Origin of the sequence: Enterococcus timonensis, from assembly GCF_900104595.1 — a bacterium.
Classification (GTDB): Bacteria; Bacillota; Bacilli; order Lactobacillales; family Enterococcaceae; genus Enterococcus_J; species Enterococcus_J timonensis.
On sequence record NZ_FNVY01000004.1, the window covers coordinates 315,539 to 334,940 of the forward strand.

The 19,402-nt window shown below is 37.7% G+C and carries 24 protein-coding genes and 2 pseudogenes; 22 read left to right on the plus strand and 4 right to left on the minus strand.

Translation table 11 applies throughout. The features are described 5' to 3' along the window. From pstB to BQ5341_RS06135, 14 genes and pseudogenes are all read left to right on the plus strand, one after another. Positions 1-756: a phosphate ABC transporter ATP-binding protein PstB gene (gene pstB / locus BQ5341_RS06070; protein WP_071131140.1), complete on the plus strand. Its 756-nt coding sequence runs from the start codon at positions 1-3 to the stop codon at positions 754-756. 11 nt (positions 757-767) lie between these two features. After that, positions 768-1,439, plus strand: coding sequence for a phosphate signaling complex protein PhoU (gene phoU / locus BQ5341_RS06075; RefSeq protein WP_071131141.1), 672 nt, complete (start codon positions 768-770; stop codon positions 1,437-1,439). Between the two features lie 243 nt (positions 1,440-1,682). Then, positions 1,683-3,278: a daptomycin-sensing surface protein LiaX gene (liaX, locus tag BQ5341_RS06080; RefSeq protein ID WP_071131142.1), complete on the plus strand. Its 1,596-nt coding sequence runs from the start codon at positions 1,683-1,685 to the stop codon at positions 3,276-3,278. Between the two features lie 50 nt (positions 3,279-3,328). Next, positions 3,329-3,505 (plus strand): annotated as a pseudogene (locus BQ5341_RS06085) (PspC domain-containing protein); the annotation flags it as partial. Positions 3,506-3,583: 78 nt separating this feature from the next. Further along, on the plus strand, positions 3,584-3,907 hold the full coding sequence (locus BQ5341_RS06090) for a PspC domain-containing protein (RefSeq protein WP_071131144.1): 324 nt from the start codon (positions 3,584-3,586) through the stop codon (positions 3,905-3,907). Continuing rightward, positions 3,907-4,266, plus strand: a complete 360-nt coding sequence (locus BQ5341_RS06095; protein ID WP_071131145.1) for a phage holin family protein — start codon at positions 3,907-3,909, stop codon at positions 4,264-4,266. Before BQ5341_RS06090 ends, BQ5341_RS06095 begins: the two co-directional genes overlap by 1 nt. Before the next feature lie 10 nt (positions 4,267-4,276). Beyond that, complete coding sequence (locus BQ5341_RS06100; protein ID WP_071131146.1) at positions 4,277-4,597, plus strand: putative heavy metal-binding protein; 321 nt, start codon at positions 4,277-4,279, stop codon at positions 4,595-4,597. 116 nt (positions 4,598-4,713) lie between these two features. Continuing rightward, complete coding sequence (hprK, locus tag BQ5341_RS06105) at positions 4,714-5,649, plus strand: HPr(Ser) kinase/phosphatase (RefSeq protein ID WP_071131147.1); 936 nt, start codon at positions 4,714-4,716, stop codon at positions 5,647-5,649. Positions 5,650-5,652: 3 nt separating this feature from the next. Further along, positions 5,653-6,483 carry a prolipoprotein diacylglyceryl transferase gene (gene lgt, locus BQ5341_RS06110; RefSeq protein ID WP_071131148.1) on the plus strand — a complete coding sequence of 277 codons (831 nt, stop codon included), beginning with the start codon at positions 5,653-5,655 and terminating at the stop codon, positions 6,481-6,483. Further along, entirely contained in the window at positions 6,480-7,487 is a 1,008-nt protein-coding gene (locus BQ5341_RS06115) for an NAD(P)H-dependent glycerol-3-phosphate dehydrogenase (RefSeq protein WP_071131149.1), read from the plus strand. Before lgt ends, BQ5341_RS06115 begins: the two co-directional genes overlap by 4 nt. 11 nt (positions 7,488-7,498) lie before the next feature. Further along, entirely contained in the window at positions 7,499-8,425 is a 927-nt protein-coding gene (gene galU / locus BQ5341_RS06120) for a UTP--glucose-1-phosphate uridylyltransferase GalU (RefSeq protein ID WP_071131150.1), read from the plus strand. 132 nt (positions 8,426-8,557) lie between these two features. Beyond that, a complete protein-coding gene (locus BQ5341_RS06125; protein ID WP_071131151.1) occupies positions 8,558-8,986 on the plus strand; it encodes a DUF948 domain-containing protein in 429 nt (142 codons plus the stop codon). Positions 8,987-9,041: 55 nt separating this feature from the next. Further along, a complete protein-coding gene (locus tag BQ5341_RS06130) occupies positions 9,042-9,794 on the plus strand; it encodes a YtxH domain-containing protein (RefSeq protein WP_071131152.1) in 753 nt (250 codons plus the stop codon). Positions 9,795-9,889: 95 nt separating this feature from the next. Then, entirely contained in the window at positions 9,890-10,459 is a 570-nt protein-coding gene (locus BQ5341_RS06135; RefSeq protein WP_071131153.1) for a hypothetical protein, read from the plus strand. Between the two features lie 88 nt (positions 10,460-10,547). On the opposite strand, the gene BQ5341_RS06140 is transcribed toward BQ5341_RS06135, so the two are convergent. The 3 genes from BQ5341_RS06140 to BQ5341_RS06150 all read right to left on the minus strand — a co-directional run bounded on the left by BQ5341_RS06140 (position 10,548) and on the right by BQ5341_RS06150 (position 12,911). Then, positions 10,548-11,138 carry a bactofilin family protein gene (locus BQ5341_RS06140; protein ID WP_071131154.1) on the minus strand — a complete coding sequence of 197 codons (591 nt, stop codon included), beginning with the start codon at positions 11,136-11,138 and terminating at the stop codon, positions 10,548-10,550. Positions 11,139-11,388: 250 nt separating this feature from the next. Continuing rightward, the gene (locus BQ5341_RS06145; protein WP_071131155.1) at positions 11,389-12,261 is read right to left on the minus strand and encodes a DegV family protein; all 873 of its coding nucleotides are present in this window, start codon (positions 12,259-12,261) and stop codon (positions 11,389-11,391) included. Between the two features lie 74 nt (positions 12,262-12,335). Beyond that, complete coding sequence (locus BQ5341_RS06150; protein WP_071131156.1) at positions 12,336-12,911, minus strand: TetR/AcrR family transcriptional regulator; 576 nt, start codon at positions 12,909-12,911, stop codon at positions 12,336-12,338. A gap of 96 nt (positions 12,912-13,007) precedes the next feature. Here BQ5341_RS06150 and BQ5341_RS06155 point away from each other — a divergent pair. Together BQ5341_RS06155 and BQ5341_RS06160 are read left to right on the plus strand one after the other, a co-directional pair. Beyond that, positions 13,008-14,267, plus strand: a pseudogene (locus tag BQ5341_RS06155) (multidrug efflux MFS transporter); the annotation flags it as partial. Between the two features lie 161 nt (positions 14,268-14,428). After that, a complete protein-coding gene (locus BQ5341_RS06160; protein WP_071131157.1) occupies positions 14,429-15,175 on the plus strand; it encodes a nitroreductase family protein in 747 nt (248 codons plus the stop codon). A gap of 43 nt (positions 15,176-15,218) precedes the next feature. On the opposite strand, the gene BQ5341_RS06165 is transcribed toward BQ5341_RS06160, so the two are convergent. After that, positions 15,219-15,494: a hypothetical protein gene (locus tag BQ5341_RS06165; protein WP_071131158.1), complete on the minus strand. Its 276-nt coding sequence runs from the start codon at positions 15,492-15,494 to the stop codon at positions 15,219-15,221. An 81-nt stretch (positions 15,495-15,575) separates the two neighbouring features. Here BQ5341_RS06165 and BQ5341_RS06170 point away from each other — a divergent pair, with 81 nt between their 5' ends. The 6 genes from BQ5341_RS06170 (at position 15,576) to BQ5341_RS06195 (ending at position 19,283) form a co-directional block, all read left to right on the plus strand. Next, complete coding sequence (locus tag BQ5341_RS06170; RefSeq protein WP_071131159.1) at positions 15,576-16,205, plus strand: hypothetical protein; 630 nt, start codon at positions 15,576-15,578, stop codon at positions 16,203-16,205. Further along, positions 16,198-17,082 (plus strand): GNAT family N-acetyltransferase, encoded by an 885-nt coding sequence (locus tag BQ5341_RS06175; RefSeq protein ID WP_071131160.1) that lies wholly within the window; start codon positions 16,198-16,200, stop codon positions 17,080-17,082. Before BQ5341_RS06170 ends, BQ5341_RS06175 begins: the two co-directional genes overlap by 8 nt. Positions 17,083-17,176: 94 nt before the next feature. After that, positions 17,177-17,770 carry a VanZ family protein gene (locus BQ5341_RS06180; RefSeq protein ID WP_071131161.1) on the plus strand — a complete coding sequence of 198 codons (594 nt, stop codon included), beginning with the start codon at positions 17,177-17,179 and terminating at the stop codon, positions 17,768-17,770. Between the two features lie 100 nt (positions 17,771-17,870). Continuing rightward, positions 17,871-18,293, plus strand: coding sequence for a CopY/TcrY family copper transport repressor (locus BQ5341_RS06185; RefSeq protein WP_071131162.1), 423 nt, complete (start codon positions 17,871-17,873; stop codon positions 18,291-18,293). A gap of 11 nt (positions 18,294-18,304) precedes the next feature. Next, positions 18,305-18,502, plus strand: coding sequence for a heavy-metal-associated domain-containing protein (locus BQ5341_RS06190; protein ID WP_407920126.1), 198 nt, complete (start codon positions 18,305-18,307; stop codon positions 18,500-18,502). An 82-nt stretch (positions 18,503-18,584) separates the two neighbouring features. Beyond that, positions 18,585-19,283, plus strand: a complete 699-nt coding sequence (locus BQ5341_RS06195) for a YoaK family protein (RefSeq protein WP_205408740.1) — start codon at positions 18,585-18,587, stop codon at positions 19,281-19,283. Positions 19,284-19,402: the final 119 nt, after the last annotated feature.

Below are 19,402 nucleotides of genomic sequence, written 5' to 3' on the forward strand. Positions count from 1 at the left end.
ATGACAGAAATTATCAGCTCGTCAGATTTACATTTGTATTATGGCAAAAAAGAAGCTTTAAAGGGAATTAATTTAACTTTGCACAAAAATGAACTGACTACCCTCATTGGTCCCTCTGGTTGTGGGAAATCTACTTTTCTCCGTTGCTTAAATCGGATGAACGACTTAATTCCTGGGGTCACCATTAATGGATCGGTCTTGTATCATGGGGAAGATATTTATTCTCCTAAAGAAGATGTTGTCAATTTGCGTAAAGAAATCGGCATGGTTTTTCAACAACCGAATCCTTTTCCTTTTTCGATTTATGAAAATGTCGCTTTTGGTTTACGACTAAAAGGGGAAAAAAATAAAAAAGTGATCGATGAAATCGTCGAAAAAAGTTTACAAAAAGCAGCCGTTTGGGACGATGTGAAAGATAAATTACATCAGTCCGCATTAGGATTATCAGGCGGTCAGCAACAACGGGTCTGTATTGCCCGCGTGTTGGCGGTGGATCCGGGTGTGATTTTACTAGATGAACCAACGAGTGCCTTAGATCCGATTTCCACTGGGAAAATTGAAGAAATGCTTTTTACTTTGAAAGAAAATTATTCACTAGTCATGGTGACTCATTCCATGGGTCAAGCGAGCCGGATTTCTGATCGGACGGCGTTTTTCTTAGATGGCCATTTAATTGAATACAATGAAACGAAAAAAATATTTATCAATCCGAAACAGAAAGAAACCGAAGACTATATTTCTGGTAAATTTGGATAGAAAGGACAATTATGTTACGAACACAATTTGATGAAGAACTAAAAGATTTACATGAACAATTTTATGAAATGGGGCTAGCAGTATCTAGTGCCGTGCACAAATCCGTGCAAGCTTTTATTACCCACGACAAAGAATTGGCCAAAGCAGTGATTGTCAATGACGAAGAAATTAACGCCCAAGAATTGCGCTTAGAGAAAAAAAGTTTTGAAATGATTGCCTTGCAACAACCTGTGACAACAGATTTACGAATGATTGTTACCATTATGAAAGCAAGCTCTGATTTGGAACGGATGGGCGATCACGCGGTATCGATTGCTAAAGCAACAATTCGGGTTAAAGGGCATCAGCGGATTCCTGAAGTGGAACAAATGATTACCCAAATGAGTGATTATGTCAAAGAAATGGTCAATGACGTGATGGCCGCCTATGTGGCATCGGATTCTAAAAAAGCGCGAGAAATCGCTAAAGAAGACGAGCATGTCAATGAATATTTTCAAAAAGTTTATGATGCTTCGATTGCCCAAATGCAAAAAGAACCAGCCACCGTTATTTCTGGCAATGATTATTTGCATGTGGCCAGCTACTTGGAGCGGATTGGCGATTATGTGACCAATATTTGCGAATGGATTGTTTATCTTTCCAGCGGTTATTTAACCGAGCTGAATTCTAATCATCATTTGTAAAATGAATTGGCGAGAATTTATTTTAAAAAATTTTTCTAATAAAAACAAAGTGTGTTTGGCTAGTAGTCAAACACACTTTTTTTTTAAAATTTACTGATCAGTGGCTATTTTTTAGCTAGTTTCTAGCACAATCCTTGAGTCGCAGAGAAAGTTCCGTCTTAAGTCCTATGACAAATTTGCCAATCCAAGGCATAATAGTCTTGTAAGAAAGATTATGTATTGCTAAATAAGGAGGCAATTTATATGCAAGATCGTGAAAGAATTTTAGAACTTGTTAAAAAAGGCGTCTTAAGCACGGAAGAAGCCCTCGTATTGTTAGAAAGTATGGCCCAAGATAAAGATGAAAAAAATATCCAAAAAGCGGCCGATAAAGTAAGTACTGAAAAAGTTTCAGCTACAAAAGATTTCGTAGAACCAACCGTTGACCAAAAAGTAGAGTCAACAGAAGATCCCACAGCAAGTGAAGCTGTTGAAAGCGCTGAAGAAAAAGCAGCCAAAAAAGCAGCAATTGAAAAAACTTTAGCACAATTAGCGGAAGCCGCTAATCAAACATCAGCACAACTAGATGGTGTCAATGCTGAAATTTCTAGTTTGAAAAATGATTTAAAAGCCAAACGTGAAGAAAAACAAGTTTTCGACACTATGGATGAATTAGGGACATTGACAGAATCTAAAGAAGCACAACGTCAAGATGTCGTTAATCAAATGCGGGACTTAGATGCGCAATTAGCCCAATTACAAGATGACCAAAAGAAATTAGAAGCAGATTTAAAAAATCTTAATAAAGAACGATTCCACAACACGAAAGAAAAAGTGCAACAAAAATTTGATATTCCAGAGGATTGGAAAGATCAAACAAAAGAAACGATGAATCAAGTCGGCGGCAAAGTTTATGAAGCGTCCAATCAATTAGGTAGTTTCTTGAAAAAAACTTTCAACGGATTAGCTGATGTCGTAAATGATAATGTGGATTGGAAAGAAGTGAATTTCCGCGTCCCAGGTGTTGCGACAACGAAATTCTCCCATACGTTTAATTATCCAGAAAATAAAGCTTCTTTAATCGATGTAAAATTAGCTAACGGAGATATTACCTTTGAAGTTTCTGATAGCGATGATTTAAGAGTTGAAGCTGATATTAAATTATATGGTAAAATGGAAGGTACACCGCTACAAGCCTTTCTTGAAAAATCACAAATTGATGTGGATGATGAAGTGATTTCATTTCAAATTCCAAATAAAAGAGTACGGGCTGATTTAGTATTCTATTTACCTGAAAAAACGTATGATCATGTTTCTTTAAAATTACTCAATGGTGATATTGAAGTTAGTGATCTAAAAGCTAAAGATGTTTATGCAAAATCAACAAATGGAGATATTGATTTTTCTGAAATCACCGCTTCAATGTTAGAAATTCATGGCGTTAATGGCGATGTTGATGTTGAAAATAGCGAATTGTTGGATTTGTCGGTGGAATCTGTAAATGGTGACATTACGACTAAAAAAACCAACGCTAAAACTATTAATACATCTTTAGTTAACGGCGATATTCGTTTGACCGTCTCTTCAGGTGATTTGAGAAGTATTGAAGCAAGTTCAGTCAATGGGGAAGTAAAAATTGCTTTACCAAAAGATTTATCCATTGCAGGAACAGTGAAAACTAGTTTTGGTTCAGTAAAACATCGCTTAAGCCAATTAGATGTCTTAAAAGAAAGAGCAAGTACGTCTTCTTCCTCTAAGAGCCAATATTTAGAATTCGAAAGATTATTAGGTGGAGATGTGGCCAATGTTAATGCCGCAACGACTACCGGATCTATTTATTTAAAAGATACAGAAGAATAATATGAAGTGGCAGGCGCCTGCCTGCCGCCTTTTTTAAAGGAGGGAAAATCATGAATAAAAAATTAACTAAATCAAGTACAGATAAAGTACTAACCGGTACATTAGCCGGGATTGGTGAATATTTGGGGTTAGACCCCACTTTAATTCGGATCATTTATGTTATTCTTAGTTTTGTAGGAATCGGAGCACCAGTTATTTTATATATTTTGCTGGCCATCTTAATTCCTCAAGGTCCAACTCGTCCACCACGTCCCACAAATAACCGTGATTTTACTGATTTTTAATTTTACAAGGAGTGTATGAAGATGAGTAAGAAATTAAAAAAATCCCGCAACAAAGTCCTGACTGGGACTTTAGCCGGTATAGCTGAGTATTTCAATATTGATCCAACGATTTTGCGGGTCATTTATGTCATTATTATTTTAGCTGGTTTTGGTACACCGGTTATCTTGTATTTTGTTTTGGCGCTCATTATGCCAAATGCGGATAACGATACGTATCAAAATAAAAAACGTCCGACTAACGGTGATAATCCGTATTATGATCGGAATCAACGTACTAGAAAAGAAGCTGAAAAAGTTCGCCCGACCCAAGAAAGCAAAGACGATGAGGACTGGAGTGATTTTTAGTGGCTTATTTCCAGCGCTTAATCATTAATTCGTTAACTTTTCTGGCTTTGGCCGTCGTCTTTCAAGGAAATATTTACGTCCGCAGTTTTTGGGCGGCGATCATTGCGGCTTTTGTCTTGTCCCTTTTAAATATGTTAGTGAAGCCAATTTTGACTTTGTTATCATTACCGTTAACTTTTTTAACGTTAGGATTATTTAGTTTCGTTGTCAATGGCTTAATTTTATCGTTAACGAGCCAATTAGTTGGCCAAAATAATTTTGGTTTTTCTTCTTTTTGGTGGGCCATTGTTGCTTCGGCGGTGATGAGTTTTGTCAATATGATTATTTCAGAACATCGTTTAAATAAAATGAATGAATAAGGAGCACTCGATGATTATAACAACGACAAATAACGTCGAAGCCAAAGACGTGATTGGTTATCGCGGCATTGTCTTTGGCGAGGTAATCACAGGAATTAATATGTTTAAAGATATGGGCGCCGGCTTGCGTAATGTCTTTGGCGGACGTTCTAAAGCCTATGAAGGCGAACTGATGCAAGCTAGAGAAGAAGCATTAGCTGAAATGTCCGCGCGGGCTCTAGAAATGGGGGCCGACGCTGTCATTGGTATGAAAATGGATTATGAGGTTTTAGGATCTGATAATGGCATGCTGATGGTCACTTGTTCAGGCACCGCAGTCACGTTAGCTTAAAAAAACTTGAGAAAAATTTTTCTCAAGTTTTTTTTATTTAGCCAAATTTTTTACTGTCTTTGAAAACATTCTTTTACATGGTAAAATGAGTTGAATAAATAAGAGGAGGTTTTTTTGTGGCTGAATCAGTCTCAGTACAAGACTTAGTAGATCATCTACCTTTAAGTGTAGTCAGTGGCACCACGACTAGTTTACAACGAAAGGTAACGATTAGTGATATTTCTCGTCCCGGTTTAGAGTTAACCGGTTATTTTAATTATTATTCCAACGATCGCCTGCAAATGTTAGGGAAAAAGGAAATTACTTTTGCCGAAAAAATGATGCCAGAAGAACGGCTAGTTGTGATGCGGAAAATGTGTTCTGAAGAAACACCCGCTTTTATAGTTTCTCGTGATTTAAATATTCCCCAAGAATTAATTACCGCCGCCAGTGAAGCGGACATTCCGGTTTTAAAATCTAAATTAGGAACGTCGCGCTTATTAGGCGTCATCTCTAGTTATTTGGAAGGGCATTTGGCCACACGGACTTCGATTCATGGCGTGTTAGTAGATGTTTACGGCTTAGGTGTTTTGATTCAAGGTGACTCTGGTATTGGTAAATCAGAAACTGCTTTGGAACTTGTCAAACGCGGACACCGTTTAATTGCTGATGATCGGGTGGATGTTTATAAACAAGACGAGTTGACGATTATTGGTGAGCCGCCGGAGATTTTAAAACATTTGATTGAAATTCGTGGGATTGGCATTATTGATGTAATGAATTTATTTGGCGCCAGTGCGGTTCGCGATAGCATGGAAGTCCAACTAGTTGTTTATTTAGAAAATTGGTCAAAAGATAAACGCTACGACCGACTAGGATCTGATGAAAATGTTGTCAATATTGCTAGCGTATCTGTTCCACAAATAAAAATCCCCGTGAAAACTGGACGTAACGTGGCGATTATTATTGAAGTTGCTGCCATGAACTTTCGGGCGCGCTCCATGGGTTTTGATGCGACGAAAACATTTGAAGATCGTCTAACCCGTTTAATCGAAGAAAATTCAAAGGAGTAAGCGATGTTAATGTATGTTGATCCGATTGCCGTGAAATTAGGCGGCTTAGAAATTCGCTGGTATGCCATTATTATTGTTGCCGGGATTGCCTTAGCTATTTATTTAAGTAGTAGAGAAGCTGTGAAAGTTGGGCTTAGAGAAGACGATGTCGTGGACTTTATGCTGTGGGGCTTGCCGATTTCCATTATTGGCGCCCGTTTGTATTATGTTTTATTTGAACTGCCGTATTATATTAAAAATCCGGGGGAAATTTTTGCCATTTGGAATGGCGGTCTCGCTATTTATGGGGCATTGATTGCCGGCGGATTGACTTTATTTTTCTTTTGTCGCCACAATTTTATTAATTTTTGGACCTTTCTTGATATTACCGGCCCAAGTATTATTTTAGCCCAAGCAATTGGTCGCTGGGGAAATTTTATGAACCACGAAGCTTTTGGACCAGATACGACGAGAAATTTTTTAGAAAAACTTCATTTGCCAAATTTTATTATTGATAATATGTATATTGATGGGATTTACCGGACGCCTACATTTTTATATGAAAGTGTTTGGAATGTTTTAGGATTTATCGTTTTAGTATTGTTGCGGCGTAAGAAAAATTTCTTCAAACAAGGAGAGATTTTTGCCGGCTACGTGATTTGGTATAGTTTTGGTCGCTTTTTTATTGAAGGATTGCGGACAGACTCGCTATATATGTTTGGTACGATCCGCGTGTCACAATTTCTCAGTGCTTTATTATTTGTCGGCGGGATTTTATTTATCGTTTTACGGCGCAAATTAAAACCCAAACTCGCCTTTTATGATCGCACACAAAGAAAAGAGGGAGCAAAATGAAACAAACGATTGCTGTATTAGGGCCAGGTTCGTGGGGAACGGCATTAAGCCAAGTCTTAGCTGAAAATGGACACCAAGTAAAAATTTGGGGAAATGATGCTACTCAAATTCAAGAAATTGATCATTATCATACGAACCGTCATTATTTACCAGACATTAAAATTCCGTCCTCGATTCATGCTACAACTGATTTGGCTGAAGCGTTGGCTGATTGTCAGGCGATTTTATTTGTTTTACCGACGAAAGCTATCCGTCAAGTAGCCCAACAAGTGGCCAAATTAATTGCTGGAAAACCAGTAATTATTCATGCTTCAAAAGGTTTGGAACAAAATACGCATGAACGGATTTCTGAAATTTTAAAAGAGGAAATTCCAGCTGAAAAACGTGGCGACATTGTTGTTTTATCAGGTCCGAGTCACGCTGAAGAAGTCGCCGTTCATGATTTAACGACGATAACAGCCGCAAGCGTCAATTTGTCGGCAGCTATTTATGTGCAAGATTTATTTATGAATGAATATTTTAGAATTTACACGAATGATGATGTAGTAGGCGTGGAATTAGGGGCGGCGCTAAAAAATATTATCGCCCTTGGCACCGGAGCCTTAGCTGGTCTTGGTTACGGGGACAATGCCAAAGCAGCCATTATGACGCGCGGTCTAGCAGAAATTTCTCGGCTAGGTCAAGCATTAGGCGCGAACCCGCTAACTTTTATCGGATTATCAGGAGTGGGCGATTTAATTGTGACTGGAACAAGTAAACATTCTCGTAATTGGCGGGCTGGATTCCAATTAGGAAAAGGCGTTCCTTTAGATAAAGTTTTAGATCAAATGGGAATGATTGTTGAAGGTGTGGCAACAACGAAATCCGCCTACGAATTAGCGCAAGCCATGCAAGTAGAAATGCCAATTACTGAAACTATTTATCATGTACTCTATGATGGTGCGGATGTTAAAGAGGCTACTCGCGCGTTAATGTTACGGGAAGGTAAGCAAGAGCGAGAATAGGAGGAACATGGATGAAAGTCAAAAAAGCAGTGATTCCAGCCGCCGGGTTAGGCACGCGTTTTTTGCCAGCCACTAAAGCGATGGCTAAAGAAATGTTACCGATTGTCGATAAGCCAATGATTCAATTTATTGTGGAAGAAGCTTTGAAGTCCGGAATTGAAGATATTATTATTGTCACTGGGAAAGCTAAGCGACCGATTGAAGATCATTTTGATGCCAATATTGAACTAGAAGCCAATTTAAAAGAAAAAGGAAAAACCGAACTTTTGAAATTGGTTGAAGAATCTAGCGAGGTGAATTTGCATTTTATTCGTCAGTCTCATCCGCGCGGGTTAGGTGATGCCGTGTTGCAGGCGAAAGCTTTTATCGGTAATGAACCCTTCGTCGTTTTACTAGGAGACGATTTGCTAGAAGAAAGAAAAGGGACAGATCCGTTGACCAAGCAGCTAATTGATGAATATGAAAAAATTCATGCTGCTGTTTTAGGCGTAATGGAAGTCCCAGCAAATGATACTGCAAAATACGGGATTATTGATCCGGATTTAGAAGTAGCACCCGGACTTTTTAGTGTTAAAAGATTTGTAGAAAAACCACAACCAGAAGATGCTCCAAGTAATTTAGCGATTGTGGGCCGTTATTTACTGACCCCAGAGATTTTTCCGATTTTGGAAAATCAAAAACCCGGCGCAGATGGCGAGGTTCAACTTACCGATGCAATCGATTATTTAAATAAAACGCAACGAGTTTTTGCCCATCAATTTTCAGGGATTCGCCATGATGTAGGAGATAAATTTGGTTTTTTGAAAACAAATATTGAATATGGTCTGACCCATCCGGAAGTAAAAGATGATTTAAAAAAATATATTATTTCTTTAGGAAAAGAATTAGACAATACTTCTATAGAAATAGTTGAAACGGTGGACGAAAAGAAAAAATAAAAAAATATTTTTAAGTCTTATAAAACTTTAAAAAAGAGTCCCTGGGGCTCTTTTTTTCATAAGATTTGAAGAAAATTTCAGAGAGTGCTATTCTTGAGTTGTAAACATTTTCTTTCATAAGGAGTTGGCGAAATGACAGCAGGAGCAGTGGCTGGTTTAATTGCCGCATGCGCGTTTGCGGTGCTAGTGGTATTTATTATTTTATTATTACTTAAAGTAGGAAAAACGGTGGACAAGGTCAATAAAACGGTGGACGAAACGACAAAAACAATTACCGTTTTAACAGGCGATGTAGATTTGTTGAGTCGGCAAGCGGAAAGTTTGCTAGTAAAAACCAACGAACTATTGGCTGATGTCAATGGCAAAGTCGGGACCATTGATCCATTATTTCAAGCGGTGGCTGATTTATCAGCTAGTGTGACGGATTTGAATTTAGCAAGTCGCCAGGCAGTTTCTAAAGTTACAGGCTTTGCCAAAAAATCTGGGACAGCAGGACTGGCAGCAACAGCTGGGAAAACAGCTTTTAAATTAATTCGCCCAGGGAAAAAGTCGGCAGAGTAAGTAAAATTCAATTTTCTTGGTACAATAAAGTTAGTAAATTAGAGGAGGTATTTTCATGGGAAAAAAAGGTGGATTTTTATTAGGTGTCATCGTCGGAGGGACAATTGCTGCAGCGGCGGCTATTTTATTGACGCCTAAATCAGGTAAGGAAATGCAAAAAGACTTGGAACACAAAACGGATGATTTCTTAGATAAAGCACGGGACTTTACAAGCTCAGCTTTTGAAAAACCAGGCGAATTTGGCACAGTTGTCAAAGACAAAGCAAAAGAGTTGACCGGCCAAGCCAATGACTTAAAAGACTACATGAAAGAGCACCGTGAAGAATTACTGCAACAAGCCAAAAATATTTCCAGTGATTCACAAGACTTTTTGAAATCTCAGAAAAATGATTTGGCCCATCGTTTTAAAAAAACGACCGGAGAACTTGCTGACGATAAAGATGATTTAACCGATGAGGCACAAGATATTATTATTGATGTAAAAGATGGCCTCGGTGAAGCTGCAGAGTCTGTTAGTAAAGGGGCCGATAAAGCAGGCGACGCCGCTAAAGATACGGCAAAAGAAGTTAAAAAAACTGCTGAAAAAACCGCCGATGAAGTAAAAGAGGGCGCCAAAAAAGCAGCCGATACAGTTGATAAAGGATCTGACAAAGCGGGTAAAGCGGCTGAAGAAGCTAGCGATGATGTTAAAAAAGCTGTCAAAGAAACAACTGATGAAGTAAAAGAAGAAGGATTAGAAGCTGCTGACAAGCTAGCTGAAAAGTTAGAAAAAAAAGCCAAAACGGATCCTGAGTTAAAAAAATCATAAGATAATCATAAAGAAGCTATCGTTTTGTTAGATAGCTTCTTTTTTTTTGTTAAAAACAAGTTATAATGGATTTATGAAACGTAAAGGAAGAGAATATGAAAACACAAATGAAAGAAATTTTACAATCTGATCGACCGTTATCTGAAAAAATCCGTTATTTTCTTGGCTATCATTTTAAAACGATCTTAGGCGTTTTGGCGGGAATTGTGGTCATCGTAGCGATTGTTTGGCAAATGCTTCATCCAGCGCCTCAACCGGAATTAACGGCCGCTGTGGTGGGGAGCGATGAGAATCTTGCCGTTATGAAAAAAGTCGCCAGTGAAGATCCTATGTTGGAAAAATTATTAACGCCTTCTGACAGTCAACAAGTGTATTATGTTTCCGATGCCGATGCCGACGTGCGCCAAAAATATGTGTTACTTTTAGCTGCTGGCGATATGGATTTGGTAATTATGAATAAAACCGAGTTAGACATGCTAGAAGCAGATGGTGGGCTAGTGAATTTAGCTGAAAAACTTCCAGAACTAAAAGCTGATGATCCGGACACTGACCCATACGCACTATCGGTAAATTATTGGTTAGACACTGAAGAGCTAGCTGATTTTTACTTAGTAATTCCGGTAAACAGTCAAAATATCGAAAAGACATTAGAAAAAATTCAATAAAAATAAAAAATAAAAAAGCTGGACCCCAAAAAATTTGGGGTCCAGCTTTTCCTAATTCTCTACGTCACAAGACGCTTTTTTTATAACCTTATTGAGCGACTGTTACTTCGCCGGATACAGAGGCGCCTTCTTCATCTAAGACAGCGGAGTCTTGATTTTCTTGGCTAGCGAAAGTAATGTTACCTTCAACTTTAGCGCCATTTAAAACAAAACCATTTGCTGAAACTTCGATATCGCCAACAACTGTACCGTGAACGATGTTGAAGTTTTCAGATTCAACGATTAATTTAGGAACAGTCATAGTGAATTCACCAGTTACTTTGTGGTCAGCATCTTGAGTGTATAAAGCAAGTTTACGATAAATTGCTTCAGCGTCATCGCCTTTGTCATGGAATTCGCCAGTAACAGTTACGTCGTTATCAAACGTAACGTCGTCAGTTGCAGCAACAATCCAGTTACCGTCAGCGCCTAATGCTGTTTCTAAAACGGCAGAATCGTCAGATACGGAAGCTGTAGAAACAACTTCAGCAGCACTTGATGATGTTGCAGTTGATTCAGAAGTTGCAGCTTCTGAAGATGATGAGCTGTTTGAAGAATTGTCGTCAGAAGAACATGCAGCTAGTAAGCTACCTGACACGAGCAAGGTTGCTAATACAGCAACTAATTTACCTTTTTTCATAAAAAAAATCCCCTTTTTCTTGAAAATATTTTTTCCATTTTCATGGCAAGTTTTATATTAAGCCAATATTTTTTTTTAGTCAAACAAAAAGGGCCAAAAAAAATAATTTTTGTGAAATGTATCCTTTGAATTTTAAATAAATAATCGGCGGACTAGTGAGATAACTCGCTTACAAAAAAATATTTTTAAAGAAAGTATGTGAAATGTTTTTAAAAAAAAGAAAGCCGAATGAAATCGACTTTCTTACATTTTATAAAGTGCGGGGTGTGCCAATGGAAAATAGCGCGATACAGCCAAGACCTGTGTGGCTGGAAATGGTGGCGCCCATTGGATAAATAAGGACATCTTTAATCGGCAAACGAGCCATTAACTGTTCTTTTAAACCAGTTGCGCTAGCCAAATCATCAGCGTGGGCAATAAATAATGTTTGATTTTCTGGATGTTGAATAGTAGCAACGGTATCTTCAACAAGACGATCCATTGCTTTTTGATTGCCACGAGCTTTAGCAACATTTTGCAATTTTCCTAGTGAATCCATCACTAGTAATGGTTTAATATTCATTAAATTTCCTAAAACAGCGGCCGTTTTAGAAATTCGTCCGGAACGTTTTAAATGTTCTAGGTCTTCAACTTTAACGAAGGAATGAACGGCAATCGCATTTTTTGTTACCCAGTCAATAATTTCAGCTAGTGGTTTTTGTGCTTCTTGCATCAAAGCCGCATAATAGACCACCAGTCCTTCACCTAGACAGGCGTTTTTTGTATCAAAAACGGTGACATCAGCATCAGGATATTCTTCTTTTAGTAATTCTACTGCTTGCAAAGCGCTTTGATAAGAACCTGACAGACCTGAAGAAAAACATAAGTAAAGGAGTGGAATATTTTTTTCAGCATACGGGCGGAAAAAATCTAAATAGCGACCAGGAGAAATTTGCGAAGTGGTCGGCATTTTGCCAGCAGCCAATTGTTCATAAAGCCAAGCTGGTTTGAAATTTTCGCCAAGATCATCAAAATATTCTTGACCGTCTACAATGACCGTCATAGAAATAAACGGAACATTTTTTTCTTTTAGGAAAGTGTAAGGTAAATCGCAGCAAGAATCCGTTACAATTTGATAAGTCATGGTTTCCTCCAAAAAAATTAATATAGTGCTCCCTTCATTGTAAAGAACCGCGCCTCACTTTGCAAGCTTTCTTACTATATTGGCCGTGGGTTTTCCAGTAAAAAAACGAAATCTTCAACCATTTCTCGATAAGAAATTTCCGCATCCACGTCTATTTGCTGAAAATAACCTAGAAAACTAAGGGAAATATAGCCGTGGAGTAAGCTGCGCAATTCTCGTGATTTATGAATGACTTGATCGCCGGATAGTTGATAGGCGCGCAAAATTTTTTGAATAATTAAGTTTAGCTGTTGCGATTTTTCAAATAAAATTTCGGAGTGGGTGTGGGGAATATTAATAAGCAATTCGTAGACGGCTTCATTTTCAAAAGCAAAATTCAAATAAACTTGACAATAAGCCCGCACCGCCTCGCTGCGAGATAGGCCCACCAGGTTATCGGCCAGTGTCTGGGTAAGTTCTTCCAGTAAGCGGCCGGTTAAAATCAGTTTTAATTCTTTCATATTTTTAAAATGGTTATACAAAGAAGGATATTTAATATCTAATTTAGCAGCTAGATTTGGAAAATTTATTTGGGCCAGGCCAATTTCTTTAGCCAGTTCAACGGTGGCTTGTAAAATTTTTTCTTGCGTCAAATTGCGCTTTTTTGTCATGATTTGCTCCGTTTTTCAAATTTTTTTTCAGAAAGGACGATAATCTACAAAAAATAGTTTATAATAAATAACGGAAAAAGAAAAGGAGATGCAGGCATGAATCAAATAAAAACACGAATCTTTCGCAAACGGGAAAATTGGGAGCGAAATTTACTTGTTTTGTGGTTTGGTACATTTATGGCAGGCGCTGGCTTTAGTCTGGTCATGCCGTTTATGTCATTATATATTGATACATTAGGAGATTTTAGTGCTAGCCAATTAAATTTTTGGTCAGGAATTACTTTTTCGTCAACATTTCTGGTGACGGCTCTTATCTCACCGTGGTGGGGAAAAATCGCCGATCAAAAAGGACGAAAATTAATGCTGATTCGGGCAAGTCTGGGCATGGCGGTAGTTATTGCGGCGATGGGACTGGCAACGAGCGTCTACCAATTAGTAGCATTACGTTTGTTGCAAGGATTTTTTTCCGGCTACATTAGTAATGCCAATGCCCTAGTTGCCACTGGGACCCCGAAAGAAAAAAGCGGACAAGTTTTAGGAACACTAGCTACCGGATCAGTAACTGGGAATTTATTAGGACCATTAATGGGCGGCATTATCGCTTCGGCATTTGGTTATCGCGTGACATTCTTTATAACTGGATCGATTTTATTATTAGTCTTTTTCTTAACTTGGAAGGCAGTTCATGAAGAATTTGTTCCAGTGAAAAAAGAAGAAATGTTACCGGCCAAACAAATTTTTAAAAATTTGGAATATCCCTACGTAATTATTGGGATGTTTGTCACCACCATGATTATTCAAGCGTCAAATACGAGTATTAGTCCGATTATCTCGCTTTATATTAGACAGCTTTTGCACGGGGAAGGGAATGTGACTTTAATTTCCGGCATTGTCGCTTCGATTCCCGGGATCGCCACTTTAATTGCGGCGCCGCGTTTTGGAGCCTTAGGAGATAAAATAGGTTCGGAAAGAATTTTAGCAATCGGTCTTGTGTTTGCCATGATTGTTTTTTTACCCATGTCTCTGGTGCAAAATGTTTGGCAATTAGCGATATTACGATTTTTAATTGGTATTAGTGATGCTTGTTTGTTACCGGCAGTCCAGGCGCTTTTGACTAAATATTCACCACATAGTGCAGCCGGGCGCATTTTTAGTTACAATCAATCGTTTCAAGCAGCCGGCAATGTTATGGGGCCGATGATTGGTTCTGGCGTTTCTAGTTCGTTTGGCTACGGCGGCGTTTTTGTTTCCACTTCGGCGCTCGTTTTAATTAATTTTATTTGGGTGCGGAAAAATACCGCTGAAATTAAAGTTAAAGAAGCGATGAAAAAAGTACAAAAGCAAAAGAATTTATTAGCGCAAAGTGTGGAACAAATAGATGAAAAACAAGATCTCCCAGCTGAAAAAGTTGCTGAATATTTGGCGGAAATGCCTGATGATGTGACTTCTTCTCATCATTCAGTAAAAAAATAACAGGTAAAAAATGACGGAGGATTTTTAGTAAAAGGAGGAAAACAATGATTGAACAAATGATGCACCACCAGACGATTCGAAATTTTACCGGAGAAATAATAACCGATGAAACAAAGACTAAGTTAGTGGCGGCTGCTAAAAGAGCGGCCAGTTCTCAAAATATGCAAAGCTTCTCGATTATTGGGATAACAGATCCAGAAATTTTACAAGAAATTATCGGGATTACGAAAAATTATTATTTGGATAAAAGTGGGGCGCTCTTTGTTTTTGTCGCCGATCAACATCGGAATGCATTTATTGTTGGTCAAGCTGAAAAAAATAACCAGCCAGCGTTGCGGACATTTGACCGATTTTTAGCGGGAGCTTATGATGCTAGCTTAGCAGCAGAAAATTTAGTTTTGGCGGCGGAAAGTTTAGGTTATGGGACAGTAATTTTAGGAAGTATTTTAAATGATGCGCCGAAAATGATTGAGCTACTGGATTTGCCAGAGCTGACTTTTCCTTTATTTGCCGTTGCTGTTGGGGTGCCGGCTGTTTCTGAGGAACATTTGAAACCGCGTCTGGGGCAAGATACGATGTATTTTGAAAATCAATATGTAAAACCGGCGAGCTACCAAGCATCTTTAGCTGAGTATGATGCGACGGTTTTAAAATATTACCAAGCGCTTGGCTACAGTACGCCGGTGACTTTTTCTCAAACGTTAGCTAAGATTGGTGTTCATTCTTTAGAAACACGAAAAAGTTTGCTGAAAATAATTGTCCAACAAGGATTTTTAGTCGATGAAAAATAAAAAAGATTCGCTGAAAATCATCAGCGAATCTTTTTTTGAATTGTTACATATCAAACGTTGCTTCGTCGTCAGTAATATGACGGACAATATTTGCTAAAAAGCTTTCTAAACTATCTTCCATTGCTGCGATGACTTTTAAATTGCCATCGGTAAAACGGTATTGCCCGGCTTTATTTTCCAACAAATAATAATCTTTTTCCCCTTCAATATACAAAGCTTTGGCTTCGTCAGGAAACTCGATGACTTTGTTGACAATCGTAATTCCGGATAATTTACTAGTAAAATAATCTTCTAATTCAACAACTGTAAATTCTTTCATTTTTCTCGCCTCTTTTATCAATTTTATTTTAACACTATTTAAAAAGAATGGTATAATAGAAGCACTATTGGAGGTGTATTGGTGAAAAAATTTCGCAAAAGTAATGTTATTTTAATTTTGGCCCTTCTTTTGTTGATTGTGGGGGGATTTTTGCTTTATTTTAAGGATCGTTACCATTATTTTGTCATCGATCTCCAATTTCAGCAAACTATAAAAGAAGTTAAGAATACTTGGCAACTGGAGGCGGTGGTGGATGAGGAAAGTATGACTGTTCAAAATACAGTGGACAGTGCGGATTTTTCTCATGAGTTAAGTTTTCAGACTGGAAAATCAGATCAGAAAGAAACCACTAAGCTAGAAGAAAATTTTGGCCAGTCGATTCCTAAATCTGCTCAAGATTTAATTTTGATAAAAAATTCTACTGACCAGCAACTGGCCGGTTTTGGTTTGAAAACATATGCTAGCCGTCAATTTGCCAAAGAACAAGATTTGCCAGAATATGAATTTTTAAAAAATATCGAAACAGCGCAAGAAAAAGTAGAGACGCTATTAAAAATCTATGACGCCCAAACGGTGACCGATTTTTCCCATAGTTTTTATTTTTACACGAATGGTCAAGGAAATTTCTTAAATCTCGATCGTTCAGATTATTTATTTTGGTACAATGGAGAGAATTTAGCAATTTATAGACAGGAAGATGACCGTGAGTAAAGTTGAAATTATGACAGCAACAGAGGAATTTGTCCCAGAAATGGCTATTTTGGCGCAAAGAATTTGGAAAGAAACTTACACGCCGCTTATTGGAGCGAATCAAGTGGCGTATATGGTGGAGCATTTTCAAAGTGCTAAAAAAATTGCCCAACAAGTGAAAAGCAAAGACTTTTCATATTTGATCGCCGTAAGTGAGAAAATAATTGTTGGTTATTTGGGTTGGCAGGAAAAAAATGATGAAATTTTTATTTCCAAATTGTATATCGAAAAATCAAGTCGTCAGCAAGGAGTTGGCCAACAATTATTTCAAGCTTTACCAAAAGACAAAAAAATGCGCTTAACGGTGAATAAACGAAATTTCTCTGCTCAAAAAGTTTATGAAAAATGGGGATTTTCAGTAGTAAGTAGCGTAAAGACGGCGATTGGCGAAGGATTTTTTATGGACGATTATGTCTACGCCTTGCCTCAAGGAATCGATATTAGCAAAGTAAAAAGTTCGGATGAAAAAGTAAAATCATGGCGAAAAAGCCCGCAACCAAAAACAAAAAAAGTCCGAGAAAAGCAAGAGACTGAAGGTGTTTCAGGAGTTAATCCTGGAGTTATTAATGGAGTTAGCTCAGAAGTTGCGCAAGAAAAAGTGAGCAATTCAGCAGTTTCGTTAGAATCCAAAAAATTATCAGCGATTCCCGGCTTACTAGAAACACCTGAAGCAATCAGATTGCAAGAATCATTTGATTTAGCAGATCTTTCATCAACAAAGGATTTACCAGCGTTAGCTCAAGCAAAAGCTGCACCGAAAAAAGAAAAGAAAAAAAATCTCGATAATGCTCTTTTGACAAAAGATTATGCGCCACAAGATATGCCTTATTTTTTGTAAACCTTAAAAATAACTTTAGCTTGCGATAATTATTTGGCAAAAAACGCAAATTTTTGTAAACTAGAAAAGAATTGTTTGCAAGAGGGGGAGTTTTTTGCTGTATATATCAAATATTGGTCAACAATTTCTCGCTGGATTTGTGCCGCTAGCGGTTTTGCTATTGTTTTTTTATCTTTTGAAAAGAAAATCTTATACCACAGGGCACCGAATCGGCGGTTTTCTACTAGCGGCAACGGTTATTCTTATTTTGATTCTGACGGGCATTCCAAATCTTTTTGATTGGCATTTTGACCCGCATCTTAATTTCACTCCGTTTCGCGATTACACTTTTAACGCCACATCGTATCATTTAAATATTGTTTTGTTTTTTCCAATTGGTTTTTTATTGCCACTTTTTTGGAAAAGATTCGGTAATTTCTTTGCGACGATGTTTACGGGTATCTTTTTTTCAGCAGCAATAGAAGTTTTACAAATGTTCGCCGGCCGAATTAGCGACGTGGATGATCTGATTATGAATAGTCTAGGAACTTTGCTAGGTTTTATTATTTTCTTAATGATCCGCTTGATTTTCCCACGGTTTCGAAAATATTTGGCCGCTAGTAACACTGGCGAAGTGGGACTGATTTTTTTGTTCGGCTTTTTGGTGATGTTTATTTTGCAACCGATAATAATGAATAATTATTTTTAAAAAGGATTTCTGCCAGTGGGTGGAAATTTTTTTTGAGTTAATCGTTGACAGATGTAAACCAAAGAGCTATGATTACAAATGTAAACAAGGAGGCGGTCAAATGTCATTAGAAACCATTACTGATGCTGAGTGGGAAATTATGCGGATAGTCTGGACGAAAGGCGAAACCACGTCCACAGAAATTTTCGAGCTCTTGCAAGAAAAAATCAACTGGAAACCTTCAACCGTGAAAACTTTGTTGAATCGTTTAGTTGAAAAAAATTATTTACAAACGGAAAAAAGTGGTAAACGTTTCTTATATACAGCACTTGTCGCTGAAAACAAAGCGACTAGTGATTTAGCAACCGAAGTCGAAGGAAAAATTTGTGCCATGAAAATTCCTGATTTTCTCGCACAGTTGCTGGAAGATTCGCAATTTACAAAAGAAGATTTAGCGCATTTTGAAGAAATTATTAATAACAAAAAAAAGACGACAGTGGAAAAAATTGCTTGCAATTGTTTGCCAGGAAATTGTCACTGTTAAACGGAGGAATTATGATGGAAAAAATATATACAGTTAACGGAATGAAATGTGACGGGTGCGCTAATACGGTCACAGAAAAATTATCAGAAGTTTCAGGAGTGGAACATGTTGAAGTGGATTTAGCCGCCAAAACAGCAACAGTCACCGGAAACGCCAAACCAAGAAAATTAGCAGCGAGCTTAAAAGATACTCCTTATTCATTGGCCTAATTCACCGCTTCGAAAAACCTCAAAATCTGACATTTCTGCCTAATTTGTGCTACTATAAAAGGCGAAAAGTCAGAAAAGTCAGGTGAAAAAATTGAATCCATTTCATGAAAAAAGGAAAGTCGGTTTGCTGCTGACATTTTTAGGTGGGGCGATGGATGGGTATACGTATATCCATTACGACGTCTTTGCTTCAGCGCAAACCGGCAATCTCGTTTTAGCAATTATTCAAGGAAGCAACGGTCAGTGGGGAAACGTGCTAAAAAAATTGTTGTCGACTTTATTTTTTTTCGGCGGCATTTTATTGGCTAAATTTTTGAAACAATTATTTGATGAAAATAAAGTGTACTACTGGCGCTTGTACGTTTTGTTTTATGAAGCGGCAATTTTTGCTTTTGTTGGTTTATCGGCGATCAATATCCATCCGGCGTTAGTGACGGTGATTATTTCCTTCTCGGCGTCTATTCAGTGGATTTCTTTTGATAAAATTGACGGGCGAGCCTACACGAATTTATTTACCACCGGCAATCTTAAAGGGATGACGGTTGGTTTTTATGATTATTTTGTCGGGAAAAAACAGGAAGCAAAAGATGTGTTCTATCATTATTTGTGGGTAGTTGTTGCCTTTATTCTCGGAGTAGTGACGATTGTTTTTGTTTATCATCAAGTGGATCGTTACGCGGTTTTTCTAATCAGTGCCTTATTTTTATATTTGGCGGTGAGTCAGACTTGGAAAGTTTGGAAATTTTATCATCAAGAAAGACCAATCATTTCAAAAAAATAGAGCTTACGAGCTCTTTTCTTTTACAAATTGAGTCTACAAATGTAAACTTAGTCTTGGGAAAAGAAATTCAATATGGAAAGAAGGATTATTATGAATGAAGAAAAAAATCAGCACAAGGA

Excerpts from the sequence above, each read along its gene's own strand:
- pstB (WP_071131140.1), top strand. The coding sequence starts at position 1 with ATGACAGAAATTATCAGCTCGTCAGATTTACATTTGTATTATGGCAAA.
- phoU (WP_071131141.1), top strand. The coding sequence starts at position 768 with ATGTTACGAACACAATTTGATGAAGAACTAAAAGATTTACATGAACAA.
- liaX (WP_071131142.1), top strand. The coding sequence starts at position 1,683 with ATGCAAGATCGTGAAAGAATTTTAGAACTTGTTAAAAAAGGCGTCTTA.
- BQ5341_RS06090 (WP_071131144.1), top strand. The coding sequence starts at position 3,584 with ATGAGTAAGAAATTAAAAAAATCCCGCAACAAAGTCCTGACTGGGACT.
- BQ5341_RS06100 (WP_071131146.1), top strand. The coding sequence starts at position 4,277 with ATGATTATAACAACGACAAATAACGTCGAAGCCAAAGACGTGATTGGT.
- lgt (WP_071131148.1), top strand. The coding sequence starts at position 5,653 with ATGTTAATGTATGTTGATCCGATTGCCGTGAAATTAGGCGGCTTAGAA.
- BQ5341_RS06115 (WP_071131149.1), top strand. The coding sequence starts at position 6,480 with ATGAAACAAACGATTGCTGTATTAGGGCCAGGTTCGTGGGGAACGGCA.
- galU (WP_071131150.1), top strand. The coding sequence starts at position 7,499 with ATGAAAGTCAAAAAAGCAGTGATTCCAGCCGCCGGGTTAGGCACGCGT.
- BQ5341_RS06125 (WP_071131151.1), top strand. The coding sequence starts at position 8,558 with ATGACAGCAGGAGCAGTGGCTGGTTTAATTGCCGCATGCGCGTTTGCG.
- BQ5341_RS06130 (WP_071131152.1), top strand. The coding sequence starts at position 9,042 with ATGGGAAAAAAAGGTGGATTTTTATTAGGTGTCATCGTCGGAGGGACA.
- BQ5341_RS06135 (WP_071131153.1), top strand. The coding sequence starts at position 9,890 with ATGAAAACACAAATGAAAGAAATTTTACAATCTGATCGACCGTTATCT.
- BQ5341_RS06140 (WP_071131154.1), bottom strand. The coding sequence starts at position 11,138 with ATGAAAAAAGGTAAATTAGTTGCTGTATTAGCAACCTTGCTCGTGTCA.
- BQ5341_RS06145 (WP_071131155.1), bottom strand. The coding sequence starts at position 12,261 with ATGACTTATCAAATTGTAACGGATTCTTGCTGCGATTTACCTTACACT.
- BQ5341_RS06150 (WP_071131156.1), bottom strand. The coding sequence starts at position 12,911 with ATGACAAAAAAGCGCAATTTGACGCAAGAAAAAATTTTACAAGCCACC.
- BQ5341_RS06160 (WP_071131157.1), top strand. The coding sequence starts at position 14,429 with ATGATTGAACAAATGATGCACCACCAGACGATTCGAAATTTTACCGGA.
- BQ5341_RS06165 (WP_071131158.1), bottom strand. The coding sequence starts at position 15,494 with ATGAAAGAATTTACAGTTGTTGAATTAGAAGATTATTTTACTAGTAAA.
- BQ5341_RS06185 (WP_071131162.1), top strand. The coding sequence starts at position 17,871 with ATGTCATTAGAAACCATTACTGATGCTGAGTGGGAAATTATGCGGATA.
- BQ5341_RS06190 (WP_407920126.1), top strand. The coding sequence starts at position 18,305 with ATGATGGAAAAAATATATACAGTTAACGGAATGAAATGTGACGGGTGC.